The sequence below is a fragment of the Chryseobacterium sp. R2A-55 genome, from assembly GCF_021401085.1.
Lineage (GTDB): Bacteria > Bacteroidota > Bacteroidia > Flavobacteriales > Weeksellaceae > Kaistella.
On sequence record NZ_JACBFP010000011.1, the window covers coordinates 60,924 to 77,768 of the forward strand.

At 39.8% G+C, this 16,845-nt stretch carries 14 protein-coding genes; all 14 read right to left on the reverse strand.

Features of this window, described 5'->3' with window-relative positions; all coding sequences use genetic code 11:
* Positions 1–16: 16 nt before the first annotated feature.
* Positions 17–3,844 (reverse strand): DNA-directed RNA polymerase subunit beta, encoded by a 3,828-nt coding sequence (gene rpoB, locus L0951_RS11735; protein WP_234111450.1) that lies wholly within the window; start codon positions 3,842–3,844, stop codon positions 17–19.
* Positions 3,845–4,344: 500 nt separating this feature from the next.
* Positions 4,345–6,276 carry a DUF3857 domain-containing protein gene (locus tag L0951_RS11740; RefSeq protein WP_234111451.1) on the reverse strand — a complete coding sequence of 644 codons (1,932 nt, stop codon included), beginning with the start codon at positions 6,274–6,276 and terminating at the stop codon, positions 4,345–4,347.
* Positions 6,273–8,159 carry a DUF3857 domain-containing protein gene (locus L0951_RS11745; protein ID WP_234111452.1) on the reverse strand — a complete coding sequence of 629 codons (1,887 nt, stop codon included), beginning with the start codon at positions 8,157–8,159 and terminating at the stop codon, positions 6,273–6,275. The genes L0951_RS11740 and L0951_RS11745 overlap by 4 nt, the downstream gene beginning before the upstream one ends.
* A gap of 124 nt (positions 8,160–8,283) precedes the next feature.
* Positions 8,284–8,694 (reverse strand): hypothetical protein, encoded by a 411-nt coding sequence (locus tag L0951_RS11750; RefSeq protein ID WP_234111453.1) that lies wholly within the window; start codon positions 8,692–8,694, stop codon positions 8,284–8,286.
* Positions 8,695–8,790: 96 nt separating this feature from the next.
* Positions 8,791–9,771, reverse strand: coding sequence for a glycosyltransferase family protein (locus L0951_RS11755; RefSeq protein WP_234111454.1), 981 nt, complete (start codon positions 9,769–9,771; stop codon positions 8,791–8,793).
* A gap of 111 nt (positions 9,772–9,882) precedes the next feature.
* Positions 9,883–10,374 (reverse strand): hypothetical protein, encoded by a 492-nt coding sequence (locus L0951_RS11760; protein ID WP_234111455.1) that lies wholly within the window; start codon positions 10,372–10,374, stop codon positions 9,883–9,885.
* A gap of 117 nt (positions 10,375–10,491) precedes the next feature.
* A complete protein-coding gene (locus L0951_RS11765; RefSeq protein WP_234111456.1) occupies positions 10,492–11,130 on the reverse strand; it encodes a thymidylate synthase in 639 nt (212 codons plus the stop codon).
* A 157-nt stretch (positions 11,131–11,287) separates the two neighbouring features.
* Complete coding sequence (locus tag L0951_RS11770) at positions 11,288–11,728, reverse strand: M15 family metallopeptidase (protein WP_234111457.1); 441 nt, start codon at positions 11,726–11,728, stop codon at positions 11,288–11,290.
* Positions 11,725–12,339, reverse strand: a complete 615-nt coding sequence (locus L0951_RS11775) for a hypothetical protein (RefSeq protein WP_234111458.1) — start codon at positions 12,337–12,339, stop codon at positions 11,725–11,727. Before L0951_RS11775 ends, L0951_RS11770 begins: the two co-directional genes overlap by 4 nt.
* Before the next feature lie 14 nt (positions 12,340–12,353).
* Complete coding sequence (locus L0951_RS11780; RefSeq protein ID WP_234111459.1) at positions 12,354–12,935, reverse strand: hypothetical protein; 582 nt, start codon at positions 12,933–12,935, stop codon at positions 12,354–12,356.
* Between the two features lie 4 nt (positions 12,936–12,939).
* Positions 12,940–13,980 carry a hypothetical protein gene (locus tag L0951_RS11785; RefSeq protein ID WP_234111460.1) on the reverse strand — a complete coding sequence of 347 codons (1,041 nt, stop codon included), beginning with the start codon at positions 13,978–13,980 and terminating at the stop codon, positions 12,940–12,942.
* Positions 13,980–15,587, reverse strand: coding sequence for a hypothetical protein (locus L0951_RS11790; protein ID WP_234111461.1), 1,608 nt, complete (start codon positions 15,585–15,587; stop codon positions 13,980–13,982). The genes L0951_RS11785 and L0951_RS11790 overlap by 1 nt, the downstream gene beginning before the upstream one ends.
* Before the next feature lie 5 nt (positions 15,588–15,592).
* Positions 15,593–16,351 (reverse strand): hypothetical protein, encoded by a 759-nt coding sequence (locus L0951_RS11795; protein WP_234111462.1) that lies wholly within the window; start codon positions 16,349–16,351, stop codon positions 15,593–15,595.
* Entirely contained in the window at positions 16,351–16,764 is a 414-nt protein-coding gene (locus L0951_RS11800) for a hypothetical protein (RefSeq protein WP_234111463.1), read from the reverse strand. Before L0951_RS11800 ends, L0951_RS11795 begins: the two co-directional genes overlap by 1 nt.
* Between the last annotated feature and the right edge of the window lie 81 nt (positions 16,765–16,845).

Below are 16,845 nucleotides of genomic sequence, written 5' to 3' on the forward strand. Positions count from 1 at the left end.
AGCCATTTTAACAAATTTATTCTTCCAAGCGAACGTCTAATCCAAGACCTTGTAACTCGTGAAGCAATACGTTGAAGGATTCCGGAATACCTGGTTCAGGCATTGCTTCACCTTTTGCAATTGCTTCGTAAGTTTTCGCTCTTCCAATCACGTCATCAGATTTCACGGTCAAGATTTCTCGTAAAATATTTGATGCCCCGAACGCTTCAAGCGCCCAAACTTCCATCTCCCCGAAACGCTGTCCACCGAATTGCGCTTTACCACCGAGTGGTTGCTGCGTAATCAATGAATAAGGACCGATGGAACGTGCGTGCATTTTATCATCCACCATGTGACCGAGTTTCAGCATATAGATTACGCCCACAGTCGCCGGCTGAGAAAACCTTTCACCGGTTCCACCATCGTAAAGATAGGTGCTTCCGTATCTTGGAAGTCCTGCTTTGTCGGTGTATTCGTTGATTTCTTCCAGTTCGGCACCATCAAAAATCGGCGTTGCGAATTTCAATCCTAATTTCTGACCTGCCCAACCAAGAACGGTTTCATAAATCTGGCCGATGTTCATACGTGAAGGTACACCAAGTGGATTCAACACAATGTCAACCGGAGTCCCATCTTCCAGGAACGGCATGTCTTCCTCGCGAACGATTCTTGATACGATACCTTTGTTTCCGTGACGACCCGCCATTTTATCACCAACGTTCAGTTTACGTTTTTTAGCGATATATACCTTAGCCAATTTAATGATTCCTGCCGGAAGTTCGTCCCCGATTGAAATTGCGAATTTCTCACGGTTTTTCACACCCATGATGTCATTGTACTTGATTTTGTAGTTGTGGATTAATTGCTTGATTAATTCGTTTTTATCAGCATCCACCGTCCAATCAGCACCGCTTACGTTGACGTAATCTTCAACGCTTTGAAGCAATTTAGTTGTAAACTTCACTCCTTTTCCGATGATTTCTTCGTTAAGGTCGTTATTCACCCCTTGAGAAGTTTTACCGTTTACCAGAGTTCCCAGTTTTTCAAGGAGCGTGTTTCTCAAATCGTCGAATTTCGCTTTGTAAGTGTTTTCGATTTCTTCAAGTTTCAGTTTCTCTTCGGTTCTTTTCTTTTTATCTTTAATATTTCTGGAGAACAATTTTTTGTTGATCACAACACCTCTCAATGATGAATCTGCTTTCAGGGAAGCATCTTTCACATCACCGGCTTTGTCACCGAAAATCGCTCTCAACAGTTTTTCTTCAGGAGTTGGGTCGGATTCCCCTTTTGGCGTAATTTTACCAATCATGATGTCGCCAGGTTTCACTTCCGCACCGATTCTGATCATTCCGTTTTCGTCCAGATCTTTGGTAGCTTCTTCAGAAACGTTTGGAATATCTGAGGTCAATTCTTCCATACCCAATTTGGTATCGCGGACTTCCAAAGAATATTCATCCACGTGGATGGAAGTAAACCAGTCCTCACGAACTACTTTTTCGCTGATCACGATGGCGTCCTCAAAGTTGTACCCTTTCCAAGGCATGAATGCAACCACACAGTTTCTACCCAAAGCCAGTTCTCCGTTTTCGGTTGCATAACCGTCACATAGAACCTGACCTTTCACCACTTTGTCACCCACTCTTACGTTTGGTCTCAAAGTAATCGTGGTAGATTGGTTGGTTTTTCTGAATTTGGTCAATTTGTAAGATTTCGTAGCAGATTCGAATGATACCAAATCATCATCTTCGCTTCTTTCATATTTAATGGTGATGGTATCTGCATCCACATACTCCACCACACCGTTTCCTTCCGCATTGATCAACACTCTGGAATCTCTTGCCACCTGTTTTTCAAGACCTGTTCCCACAATCGGAGCTTGTGGCTTCAATAATGGAACCGCTTGACGCATCATGTTCGATCCCATCAACGCACGGTTCGCATCGTCATGTTCAAGGAATGTAATCAATGAAGCGGAAATACCGGAAATCTGGTTGGGTGCCACATCGATCAAGTTCACTTCAGTGGGTTCAACAACCGGATAATCCCCATCCAAACGAGCAATAACCCTTTCAGTAGAGATGGTTCCATCGTCTTCCATTTCCACGTTTGCCTGAGCGATAACCTTGTCCTCTTCATCTTCGGCATTAAGGAAAATTGGTGCGCTCTTTAGATCTACTTTTCCATCTTTTACTTTTCTGTATGGAGTTTCAATGAATCCTAAGTTGTTGATTTTCGCGTAGATACCCAATGAAGAAATCAAACCGATGTTTGGTCCTTCCGGAGTTTCAATCGGACAAATTCTTCCGTAGTGTGTGTGGTGAACGTCACGCACCTCAAAACCTGCTCTTTCTCTGGAAAGTCCACCAGGTCCTAAAGCGGAAAGTCTCCTCTTGTGAGTGATTTCCGAAAGTGGGTTGGTTTGGTCCATGAACTGTGACAACTGGTTGGTTCCGAAGAAAGAGTTGATCACCGATGTCAAAGTTTTGGCATTAACCAAGTCGATTGGCGTAAAGATTTCGTTATCTCTAACGTTCATTCTTTCACGGATTGTTCTGGCAATTCTGGAAAGACCAACACCGAACTGACCCGCCAATTGCTCACCAACAGTCTTGATTCTTCTGTTGGACAAGTGGTCGATATCGTCAACTTCTGCTTTGGAGTTCACCAATTCGATTAAGTGACGAACAATGGAGATAATATCTTCCTTGGTTAAAACTTCCGTTTTTTCAGGAATATTTAACCCTAATTTTTTGTTCAGTCTGTAACGTCCTACTTCACCTAATGAGTATCTCTGCTCAGAGAAGAATAATTTTTCAATAATTCCTCTTGCTGTTTCCTCATCTGGCGGATCAGCGTTTCTCAACTGACGGTAAATATATTCTACGGCCTCTTTTTCAGAGTTGGTAGGGTCTTTTTGCAAAGTATTCTGGATGATGGAGAACTCATTTGAATTTTCTTTGTGGATCAGGATGGATTTCACACCCGCTTCCAAAATCAAATCCAAATGCTCTTTTTCCAGAACAGTTTCTCTATCCAAGATGATTTCGTTTCTTTCAATGGAAACTACTTCACCTGTATCTTCATCCACGAAATCTTCGAACCAGGTGTTCAAAACTCTCGCGGCCAAAGTTCTTCCCTCCACTTTTTTCAATGCTGCCTTAGAAACTTTCACTTCTTCAGCAAGGTCGAAAATTTGAAGGATATCTTTATCGGATTCGTATCCGATTGCTCTAAGCAAAGTGGTCAACGGTAATTTTTTCTTACGATCGATGTAAGCATACATTACGTTGTTGATGTCGGTAGTAAATTCCATCCAGGATCCTTTGAAAGGGATGATTCTGGAATAATACAGTTTGGTTCCATTGGCGTGATAAGTTTGACCAAAGAATACACCCGGAGAACGGTGTAGCTGTGTCACGATTACACGTTCAGCACCATTAATAATGAATGATCCGGAAGGAGTCATGTAAGGAACCGGACCTAAATAAACATCCTGCACCACGGTTTGGAAATCTTCGTGTTCCGGATCGGTACAGTATAATTTAAGTCGGGCTTTCAAAGGAACCGAATAAGTCAGTCCTCTTTCCACACACTCGTCAATCGAGTAGCGCGGTGAATCAACCAGGTAATCCAGGAATTCCAAAACGAATTGGTTTCTGGAGTCGGTGATTGGGAAATTTTCTTCAAAGGTTTTGTAGAGTGTTTCATTAACTCTATTTTCCGGAAGGGTGTCCAACTGGAAAAACTCTTTGAATGACTGGATCTGAATGTCCAAAAAGTCAGGGGTTTCAATTTTTCCTTTCACTGCGGAAAAATTGATTCTTTCGCTCGGCTGAATTTTTGCGACTGCTTTAGATTTACTCATAAAAAAGATTAAGAATAATGGGGTTAAAAAATATTTTCCCGCCTTCGCGGACATGGGCAAAAATATCAGAGTAGACCAATAGAGGAAAAAGAAAAGAGAATAGACTTACTTAAGTTGGCGCTTACGTTTTGAAAACAGTGAGTTTTTGTCTTTTTTCCTTGTTCTTTTATCTCAAAATCTTCTCTAACTGCAACGCCGGTATATCTTTTCACGGAGTAGTGCAAAATATTTTTTGGGTTCCTGTTTGACATCCATAAAAGACGAAATCAGCATCAAACACAAAACCTCCTTCATCATCATGAAAGAGTTGGTTTTCAATATTTTACTAATTTAAGAACAATTACTAGCGCCAAAAGGACTGCAAATGTACAATAATTTTAAACGTTGAGCAAATCACTAAGCAATTGATTTGCTTAAAGTTTTGTTAATTATTTACCGCGGATTTCGATTTTTTGTCAGCAAAAAACGTTGATTAAAAAAGAAGTAAAAAGCTTTGATTTCTATCTTTTCACCGCTGTCACTACCTGTGCTTCCTGTTTGGTGATATTGTCAAAAATCTGGGTGAAAGCGGGATAATATTCTTTAGGGAAAACCGGGTCATCCACTTTCACAGTGGTTTCCACCGTCAATTTATTTCCTTCTTGCGTAACCACATAGCTGTACTGGAGAGCGCTGTCTTCCGTTCTGAATTTCTTGGATTTTGGAATATTTTCGAAAACATAGTTTTCAGGCAACGTGATGGTCACTTTTTTCACCCGGTCAAAGGCAGAATAAAACTCAAGTGGAGCCCTTCTTGGTTCAGTTTGGTTAAAATCGTGATTTTGGGTATAAAGGAAGAGCAATGGATTAAAGACTATTTTGTTACCAATAACATCGGCAAAAGTATCGCCTGAGAAATCAAAACTTGTTGTAAAGTCTCCATTTTCCTGCAGTTGATGTGTGATATTGGAATATGGGAATTTATAGTTTTCTCTATAGGTTTTGGAAAATTTTTCCTTGTCTTCCAGGTACCGTTCGTTGGCTACCAGAGCAAACAATTTGTTGTCCCGGTCAGAGAAACGTCCTTCGAAAGTCCCATCCGGATTCATTTTCGCGTCTACCTCATAGGTATTCTGACTTACTTCCGGATAGAGGATATTGATCTGTTTCGCATCATCTTTGGTCATGATGATTCCATAATAGTTGAGTGCTTTCGGCGAAATCAAATTGATTTCAGACTGCTTTAAGGTTCCGTCTAAAAGGTACAATTTGCCATTATCCTCAAAACTGCTTAAAACATAGTTCAACTGATTGACCGAAGGATTGTATGCAAGCAACATTCCCCGCTTAATGGTGGAAAGAACTACAGGATCTGCATTTATTCCGACATTCCTCAGAAGCATTGTAAGCAACAGGTTAATTTCTGCAGAATTTCCCACTTTGGTGGTGATCAGATTCCGAATGCCTTTGTCGGTCACCACATCATCTTCCTTGTTCCAGGTGTAGTTTTGCTGCACATATTTCAAGACTTGCTTTGCTTTCTCCATATTCGATGGCAGATCAGTCACCGTTGCAGGCAAAAGATCTTTAGCAAGGTGATTTTTACTTAATTGCCCACCGAAATCATCATGGTCATAAAGTCGTTTTCTAATGTCTTTCCAGCTCATTGCCAAAGGCTTCAACACACCATTGTTCATCACCGAATTGATTTCGGCTTTCACCCCAGTTTTGTAATTATCATTGTTTTGAACGTATTTTTCATCCTTAAATGCAGGAACGTCATCATAACCAAACCGATAGGTAAAGTATGGGTTTCCATACATGATGGCTTCCTCCACCACTCTGTGCTGAGGACTAATATCACCTTTGTAATTAATGGTGTAGCCAAAAGGTTTCGGCGTATCAAAAACAAATTCCACATATCTAACCGGAATTTCGTCCTCAATCAAAACCCTCGGTGTGGAGCCCATAAAAGGAGTGTAAACCGAATAACTGCATTCCACCACCGAACCGTCTTTCACGCCTGAAAACGCAAATTTGGTAACCTTGTAATTTTTATCCTCGGTGGAATTGTATTTTTCATTGCGTTCCACTTTGGTGGTCACTTTTTTTCCATTCTCGAAATTGTAGGTGTTCGCTTTCAGGTTGCTCAGGGTTTCATAAAGTCCTTTCCCGTTATCATAAAGCGTTATCTTCTGATCCAGATATTTGGAAGCGTTATTCTTGTTATAGATTTTCACCCGATCAACCACATTTTTCGTTAAATATCCATTATAATCAATCACAAAGTGAATCGAGCGATAGAGCACTTCTGCAGGTGCATCCGGATACTTTTCTGATTTCTCACTCATTAAATCTGCATCTGAAAGTTTCGGGGGATTCACAAATTTGTGTTGGGAGAAAAGGATTCCACTCAAAAGAATTGGAATAACGAGGATAAATTTCTTGATCATAATTTTGTTATTAAGACTTTAACATTGTCATTTCCGGCAGTTTTTTTTCGGAAAGCGAAATACTCTTTATATTTTTCTTTGGGATAATTTCCCTTCTTTATCGTCAAAATCCGGCGCACCATCAATTTGTTATCTTTTAAATCAAAACTGATGGAGTAAGACCCGAATTCTGAGCTGAAGTCAGAAGATTTAGGTACTTCCGACAATCTATAGCCCGCAGGAATCTCAAATTCAATTTCGTAATCATTTTGGAATGGAAATGAAATTTCTAATGGGAGCTTTCGCTCATCTGTTCCCGAATACATGGCGGTTTGGTAAAAAGGCATCGCTTGGAAAAACAAGTCATTGCCTATTTTTTTCGAAAATCCGTTCACCTCCATGTTCAAATCATAGGTGATTTTTCCGTGGTCTTTATCATTATTCAGGTTTTTGATATTGAGGCTTGAAAATTTGAGGTGATAATGTCGGTTTTTCATAGCTTCCTGCACCTCATCGTTTTTGAGGCTGAAAAGTCTTAGATTTTGATCATATTGTCCACCTGTAAATTCCATTTTGGCTTCGGAATCAAAACCTCCATCTTCTTTCAATATAATTTTGGCAGTCAGTTTTTCTTTGCTTTGTTCCGGGCGGTAAACCGGCGTATCGATGATTTTGATTCCATTTTCATTCACACCGAGCACATTTCTGTTGTATGAAGAATAAGAAAGGTGATTAAATGCTATTTTTTGCGAAGTGTTTTCAAGCCAAATCTCCCCATCTTCGGTTGGAACCATCAAAACCACGTGATTTCCTGAAAGTTTTGGAAAATCCCGGTCAAAATTCCGAACCGATTCGTCGCTATAAATCACCGCATAATAAGACGGAATCCCCGCCGCGACGAGGAGTGTGCGCATGTAGTTGGTCAGAGCTTTACAGTCTCCATAACCTTTCTTGCTCACCTCAGAAGCCGGCATTGGTTGCCATCCGCCAATTCCCATGGAAATCAATACATATCGTGTTTTGCCTTGCATGTACTGATAAATGGTTTTTACCTTATCCGCAGTAGATCCCTGCAAATTCAATCCCGAAATTTCCGCTGAAATCTCTGGTGTTATCTTGGAAACGGGATTGATCAACTGGTTGTAATACCACTTCCCGAAGGAATTCCAATCGCTGAGATCACCCTGCTTTCCTTCTAACGTGAATTTTTCCGGCGAAAACTCTATCCTCGGAACCAAATAATCAATAGTAGGTGCAAGTTCTTCGGCTTTCAGTGCAGGAACATTTTCATAGGCATAAGTTGAAGTGTTTCCATTCTCGGAAATCTTTAGCTTTGCCAAAGGTGTTTCGGAAATTTTTGTCCTGATCTTTATTCCCGAATTATTGGTTAAGGTCATTTCGCTCTTTTGCAATGCCACATCAAAGGAATTATAAGGCGCGAATCTGCTGATATACACCGTGTTCGAAGTGCTGATTTCATAGGAGTATTTCACCGTGTACGGATATTTGGTGGAGATGGGCTTCAGATAAAGCACACGGTCGTCCACATAGAGCGGGGAATTACTGCCGTTGCTGATGTCGGTGAAATCCCTCTTTCCGAAGGATTTTATCGATTTTCCATCGGAATCCAGGAGTTCTACCTTGATGTCGCTTACTCTTGTGGTAGGATTGTAATGAATGACGACATACGCAAAATCAGAACCACTTTCATTCATAATGGTGGTAGCTCTGGAATTTTTGATCGTCAGGTTATCTACAGATTTGAAAATATATTCTTCACGATTCTCCCGAATAACTGCGTTGGCATTTTCCTTTATGTTTTCAGGAATATTTGCAACATTTAAATCTTGAGAAAAAATAACTAAAGGCAAGAGCAGAACCAATAACGTGAAAAGTTTATTCATGAGTTTTTATAAGCAAGACCGCGCATTTGGCCGGCAATTCAAATTTACAGTTTTTTCTGAAATAACCATAAAAAAAGCGGGAAAAAATTCCCGCTCCCACTTAAAAATAAAATTATGAACTTGATTAGTTATTTTTCATTCTATTCATCTGCATATCTTTCATTTTCATTCTCTTATTCTGCATTTGCTCCTTCTTCTGCGCTTCCCACTTTTGGTACTGTTCCGGCGTAAGGATTTGCTTCATTTCAGCCATGTGCTGCTCATTCTTAGCTTTCCATTCTTCCATTCTTGCCTTTCTCTGCGCCTGCATTTCCGGAGCTTGTGCTTTTCTTTCCGCTATTCTTTTTTCCTGCAAAGCCTTAATCTGGTTTACCTGAGCATCAGTAAGGTTCAGGTCTGTTTGCATTTTTTTTAGGTTTTCCATTCTTTTTTGCTCCATTTGTGCTGGATCCTTCTGCATCATTTTACCATTTTGTTGTGCCATTGCGAATGTTCCTAAAGTGAGGAAAGCTGCGGTTAAAACAAATTTTTTCATTTTGTAATAATTTTGTTAGTATTGTTATTTGGCTTTTTGATAGCTAAAACAACAATTGGTTAAACAGTTTATTCATAAATTTTTGTTAAAAACGAATTAACCGTAATTTTTCACCATTTTTCTTACAATTTCGGCGGTCTCATCCGGAAAGTTGACCGCGATAATTTCCTCGTTTTCCACCCAACTTTTTAATTTCTCATCAAATTCACTTTCTTTCCAGATGACCGGAACACCCAATTTTTCTAGCGCCAATGCATTACATTGCTGCTCATACTGATTTTTCATGGGAACAGCGAGCACTTTCTTTTTCAGAAAGAGCGCTTCTGCGGGACCTTCAAAACCGCCTCCCGTCAGTAAACCAGCACAGTTGGCCAATGAGTTTTGAAATTTTTCATTATTGACGGGGAAAATCTCAGCATTGAATTTTTCATAAGGTTCTCTGGAATGTTTTGAAAAAACCTCCCATTTGGAATTAGGAATGTTTTTTACCCGGTCTAAGATAAATTCGTCGGAATAAGCCGGAAGGTAAACCGTGTAATGCCCAAGATTACTCGTCTCCAAATTTCGAATTTCACTTCTGATTACAGGAGTATTGATGAAATCATCATATTTCTGAAAGTGGAACGCAATATGGTTTTTTGCAGGTGCATAACTATCCATAATGATTTTACCCCAATGAAAACCTTTGATCTGCGGGGTTTTTGGCGAAAGATAAGCCGCCTGATGACTCATTGCTACGGATTCTTTTCCCTTTATTTTACAAGACCATGCAGCAACCGGCTCAAAATCATTGATAATCAAATCATAATCTTTCACAGGAAGGTTTTTGATATCCTTCAGAAACTGAACAAAATCAAATCTCCGCCAGGTTTCCCGTAAATCCACTCCGCCATCTTTACCAAATACAAAGCCGAAACCATTCAATCTGAATTTCACCTCATCTTCTAAACCCACTTCTGCCGCAGTGCCACTGATGAGCAGATCCAGCTCGCCATAATTCTGAAGGTGCGGAATGATTTCACGAGCGCGGCTCACGTGACCGTTCCCGGTTCCCTGAATGGAATACAAAATCTTCATTAAACAAAACTAAGATTAAAATGCGGCCAACAAAACAATTCACTGAAAGTTAATGATTATTTAAAACGAAAAAGGAAGATCATTTCTGGTCTTCCTTTACTTGGAGATAAGTTAATCCCGTTCTTGCTTTAGTCTATTTTTCTTAATCCAAAGATGACTTCCGTCGGCAGCTTTCTTTCTTTTTTTGTACTCTTTCATTTTGTAAGAATTCTCACCTTGGTCATTTTCGTTTTTGTATTTTTTATACTTGTAGTTCTGGTACTTTTTGTAGTTGTTTTTGTTCCTGTTATACACTGCAACAGGGTTCTGACCTTTGTAGTATTTATTTTTGAATTTCACATACTTGTCTTTACCCATGATTTGTTCCATTCTGGAGTATCGCTCTGTCCTCCATCGGTCAGGATTATTTCCATAAACCCTGGTCCAGGAATCATAATTCGGGTATTGACTGTTCAACGTCATTAATTGATTTTGCTGGTTTGCAGACAAAAACAAAGAGTTGACCACGTCTGTCCAATCAATGGTATTGATGCTTCTTTGATAGTCATTATAATAATCGGACTGCGAAAATCCGAAAGTGAAAACTCCTAAACTGAATGCCATTTATAATCGGCAAATCGAAAAGTAAGCTTTTTCAAAACAAAATGTAAAGAAAAAACACAAATTCAAATTGCAGTCACAAATATAAGCCTTTCACTCGAAAGGCTTTTTAAATAACTTTTAATTCACATTTAAAGCGAATTTAACCAGCTCGCCATTCAATAGCTTCAATGTGCTTTCCCGGTTGTTTTCATACACATGAACGTTGCCCAGGAATAGCGAAATACTTTTTAGTGGCAAATCAATCTGCCGGCTGATCAGATATAAGTGATAAATGTCGGCAGGCAGTCCCAAATTAGCGTCAGAGCTCCGTTGGTATGCAGAAACAACCAATTTACATTGATCGATCTGGAACTGAATCAAAGACAAGCACGGCTGTTGATTACTCTCAGTGTCATTCTTACCCAGAAACAACACGTAATTCTTACTGTTTCGCTTTTCTTTATTGATTTTCTTAATCAGATCTGGAAGTTGTTCAAAGTAAGTTGGATAACTATTCACCAGAATAGGTCCGCAATAATCCCACCAGGTAATCCCAGCTTCACGATAACGCTCAGTAAGTCGTTCACCGGACTGGAACAACTCCAATTCTGTTTTAAGCTTATTTCGGGCAATTCCGTGCCCTTCAAAGATTTCCAATAAATCACCCGGCTTTAACGTCAGATGTTCATTAAGTAGGTAAGTGATATTTCCCTTCTTGTTTTCCTGCACCTTACCTTTTGTAAGGATTTTTTCTAATGTTTTGTGATACTTATTCATGATTTTTAATATTAGTTCTATATTTGCAAAACCACACCAAACGAAAAAAGCCAACAGCTTCCAGAAGACTTTTAAGTCCTCCAGTAGCCGTTGGCTCTCGTTTTAATTGGTGTGGTAACTTTTTAAAAGCTGGAGGATGTTTTATCCTCCACTGGTTTTATCCCAGTTGAAAATGTGGCGGGTCATAAGGTGATTTCCAATCACCACCCCAAACTATTTTTATACCCAGATCTTTTGCTGTTTTTTTAATATGTGCAGCAATATCCTTCAGCCTTGCAATAGTATCTTTATGATTTACCTGTACTTTGCCCTCAAAGAACGGATACAGATCCACAGCTTGTCCTAATCCATCTTTGCGCCCATCGGCTTCATCTTGATGATTACTGAGGTTTTTAACGCCGTCTGCGTTAGTCACTTTTACACCTGGTGTGGTTCTACCCTGTGCAAACAGTTCCTGCTGCCGTTTAGTAGTCCGTAACCCTTCTGTAATTGTGAAATCTACAGGACTGTTGACAATTGCCGCCTTCATCACCTTCACCAGATCCGGATGAACTCCCTGAAGGTTCGCCAGGCTTCGCTGGCCTAATTGATATGTCATATTTTGAATCGGTTTTTAATTAAAAACTTACCGGCTTCCCAGAAAACAATCGTCAACACGATGCACCACATGAATGCCGTTAACTGGCTTCTTTCGACTTCTGTTTTAATGTTTGTTGATACCGATTTCTCAGATTCCTGATACTTCCGGATTTGGTTTTGTGCCGCCTTCAGTTTTGTTTCGATATCTGATTTTTCAGTGGATAAACTTAATAATGCCGTTTTAAGGCTTTTGTTCTCGGCTGTCAATTCTGCAGCCGTGTTAAAATTGACTTCCGTATTATCATTTACCGGTACCTCAGTCTTGTTACCCTGCGCATCCGTGAATTTCAGAAACCGAATATCACCGCCGTCTGCACATTTGCCGTTGTTTTTTAGCGTTAAATTCTGCGCAATGGATCCAAATAACTTACTGGAATTATAATCCGTTTTTTTGGTGGTTGAATCCATAATTGAAACCACCGCTTTGGTTTCATTGGAAACCTCGGAAGAAATGGAATTTATTTCCTTTTTATCGATTTCTGTTTTCGTTTTTTCTTTGGCTTTGTGCTTTTGTGTGGTGCAGGCTGCAACCAATGAAAGCAACATTAAAATGGTTATTAGTTTTTTCATTAAAATTGTTTTATTTAAAGATTAGAAGGTATTTCACGGTTAATCGGATTCTCAGGATTTTTAAACTCCACCGGCTTATTGATCATATACTCGTAGATATTACCATACACATCGAAGATTGAATTAAACTCATCCTCCATATCAACAATCTTTTGAAAAAGCATCTGAGCGGGAACGGTATAAGTTTTAAGCATTCGTGCGAAACGAACATAAGCCGGCAGCACCTTGTATGGTGTGAGCTGCGATTCAGAATATTGCTCACCTTCGATTCTGTCCTCTTCCTGAACAAATTCTGAGTTTTCAATCATGTAACCGCTCGCATTTCTCAGCACAACTTTGTATGCATCTGTTACCACCCAGTCTTCGAGGGAATCCTTAAAGGATGTTACTTTCTCTCCTGTATCCAAATCTACATGAATAAGATAGCCATACACGGTAAGGCGGTGGTTATCGCCATCTGCCATATATTTTGTAATTACCAGTAATCTTCCGATTTTACCCGGAAAAAGTGGATGATCTGAAATCTGTCCGCAATACTGAATATCGTCAGATTTTGGCGTGAATGGTGCGGTATTGAAAGGTGTTTTTATTTTCATAATTTTAAAATGTAACAGTTACTCCTAATGTATTTCTAATATAATTAATAGCGTCCGTATAATTTTTATATAGCGGTTGGCTGAAGTCTTCGTAAGATGTGTTCGCGGGCATACCATTGAATTTTATTATCTTATTAACTATGCTCACTGATTTTACCTGATTTGCAAAATCCACTAAAAATCTGGAAACCATATCAGGAGTAAGCGTTACCGTCCAATAATTTGGAGTATTAATTGATAAAATTGCTGATATATCTGATGGGGCGTCTTCTGTTATATTTGGAGAGAAAACAGATCCGCCACCATAAGATAATACGCCGCTTACAATAGACCGCCTAGCAATCTCAAATCCCATTCTATTCGGGCTATTAAAAAAACTGGCAATATCTAAAGGTGTTGAATTATCTGTGAGTGATAAAAATCTCAAATTAGAATGAAATATTGATAAATTCGGAACAACAAGTCTATTTAAGATACAATATTTTAATGTTGACATTTTACCTATCTCGGTTGTTAATGCTCCTCCATTGTCTGATCGAACGTTTAATCTTACTAATGGTAAATCGACTATACCCGAAAGATCACAGGAATCTATTTGGGATGCCTTTAATTCTGAAATATTATAACAAGTTGACGGATTAATCCAATATGTTTCCCATCCGATTCTATTATTAGTTGAGTTAGTTGTGGTTTCAAATTTAGTAATATTCTCAGGCTCTGACAGGTAAATGTAAACCATGTAATTAGCACTTGTCATCCCAATGGTACCACCATTACCATCAATTCCTGGCATCATGGAAATCGTAGCAGATGTAACGTTTGTAAATTCGTACATTTTATATGAATTTTCACCCCAATCGACCCTAATTAAAACTCTGGTTTGCACCGTTTTAAAATCAAACTTTGCCCATCTGGGTGTTAATCCGGTATTAAAACCACATCTGAATATCATATCCCTTTCACCGAAAATATCAGTTAATCCATCAGACTTTACCGTTCTGATTACTTTTTTATCTGCAATGTATTTTTTTAAAATTCTTGACATTATATAATATTAAAATTTTTCACCGCGTTTTTTTGCGCTAATGACAATGAATTCCATTCGGCTACTGTGCAGTACCAATTGTCAAGTAGTTCACCATTGAAAACACTTATTTGCCCTGTCGTAGTGCATTTATAAAATTCCCCAGATATAATTCCTAAAGTTGTTAATTGTGCTAAAGTGGGTGGGTTAAAAGTTCCTGTTCTAACTGCTGCAAATTCCCTATAACCAACATCTCCAGTAGTAGGGTTATAGCTTAAGTACTTATTACTCCCTAAATCAGTTGATTTATTCAATAAATTCTTAAGTTCATAGGCAAACCCCGCCGTATTCCATGTAAAAGTATTTCCCTGGGTAAATGTTCGCGCAGAAACATTACTCAAATCAGTATTAGAAATATTGCTTCCAATCGCTATCCATGCTCCGTTTTCATACTTTTGAAAGCCTTTTGGTGATTCGTTTTGGTAAATCAACATTCCCTCATTCGGACTTGCAATTGCATTCTTTTGCGCTATGTTGTAACCTTGAAAATGGATTAGTTTTAATCGCAACCAAGCGTTCCCAATAAACTCAACACCAGATGAAACCCAGTTTCCGGCAGCATCCCAATAATGAAGCATCTTATCAGCCACACCTTTAATCTTATTACCCCACTTCACGCCTCCAGGTGCTGTATTATCAGCCTCCAATACCTGTCCATTTACAGCGCCGTCGGGAAAGTTCGCAGATCCGCCAAACTCCACCAAAATCAAAACGCCATTCTTAATCTTGAATTTCGCCCATGATTTGGACTTTAATACATAGCTTTCATAAAAGGTAATACCTTTAAAATTTACGGTGTTTTCTATCTCCGTCGGTTCACAGGTAACATCATGATTTGTCGAATTTCTAAACCAAAATTCTTTACCATCCCAAAGGAACAAAGCCACCTTAGCACCGATTCCGCCAATTTTAGTACCTTCACCGTTCGGAATCAAGTCAAACGAACTCGCAGGAGTAATTCCCATACTGATAATCTTCACCGCCGCGGAATTCAGTTCAATAGTACGCCAGTTATCTTCACCCACCAATTTGAAACCGCCACTGTTTTCATCTTGAATGGATCCATCCACATTAACCACAATCCTTCGGATCACCAAAGCATTTTCCGGCAGTTCCGGTTCTACAGCTTCTACCGCCTCTAATCCTTCCGCCATAAAGAAAATAGCAGGATCAGCGAGCGCATAGACAATCAATATCTTCGTGTGCGATATTACCGATGTAAAACTCCACGTATTAGGAAAAGACCGTTCATATATCTTCCCTTTAATTCTTACCTTATTTTTCCCGGAAGAATGAACCGCCAAAGTAACCTGGTCAGATGTGGCCGTAATTTCACCAATCGCCAAAACCTCGCTGGTTTGAACAGTAAACGGCAACTGATCTTCCGGTACAACGCCGTTTACCAGGTCGGCTTTTTTGTTGAGAATGTTTTGCAGAAATTCAATCGCAGAAATAGGTATTTGTTCCAACTTATGCCAAAATGCGTCCTGCCATCCCCAAAATTGCTCTTGTGGCGGTTTTTTGAGGTTAGAAAACCATTCGCGAAGTACGTTTTTATCTATTGCCATCTTTCTTAATTAAATCCCACGAAACGGATGAATTTCACGATGCGCGTCGGCTGAATGTTGCTGTGCGGTTGACCGCCACCGGTAGATGATGTATCTCTTTGTCCGTCAACCAACGTTCCGCCGGTCCCGGATGCCCCTCCGCTTCCGATTGTCCAATATTGCTTGTGCGTATGTGCCGGAATTTGTGATATATCCAATGTAATCTGTGCCGCACCTATCGAATTATCAAGCGCACCAAAATTACTGTCACCCGGTGCATGACCTGCCGGAACTTTTCCCGCTAGATCGGTGTGCTCTACCCAACCTGGAGGAATTGCATTTGCAGGAAGTCCCCAAATAGCGACGAGGCCAATTGGAACGGCTTTTTCTAATTGAAGCAATCGGTCTTCAAGTGCAAAGAGATTCATCGGCCGTCTGAAAAGATTCCAAGCAACCGCACCCGCTCCATCGCCAAACGTGGCGTATCTCGTGTAAATTACCGGCTTCAAAGAGCCATCCTCAAATCCGCGTGAATCGGCTGTTTCGACAATAATAACATTGTCGGTCTGCACGTTGCCAGTGAATGGAAGCAATTCGCCATTGATGGAAACAAAACCGTCGGTCACCGTTCCACCGGCACCGTCTTCGCAACCGGAAACGATCACGTAATTGTTACCTGCCAAATAGCCGTATTGCTGCATGGTTCTGTATGCATCCTGTGCTGCATCCAATATCTGTGTAGAAAGCGGAAAACCGCCTGTTTGGTTGTAATCGAGTCTGTTCATTATTCTCTAATTATTTTGTAACGCTTTGAAGCGAGTTTGTAAAAATCTATTAAGGCGTTCATTTCGAAAATCGAAAACTGCAAATCCTGCGGAACTACCACGATAAAGTCAACGCCGGTATCTTCGTAGTCGCTGTCATCGTAGAGGAAGAGTGTTCCTAAATAAGTTGGTTTTACGAATACTTGCGGACTGAATATCGTTCCCGAAAGTTCGCCGTCGGTATAAATGTATTTTCTCTTAAATCCGTTACCGTCGTCGATTCTGATTCTTCTAAGAACATTATCAAACCGATCGTTTAAAGCTCCACGCAGATAGCATTTTTGGGAGTTGTGTGCGAGTCGGTAGAGGTTGTCTTTTCTGTACTGCAACCATTGATAATGGACATAATCTACCGGAACAGTCAGAATTGACACCCACGAACTTATAACCGGCGACCGTAAATACGGCTGCAAAAGCGATAAAGCTAATATTCTCCAATTAACAATAAACCACAT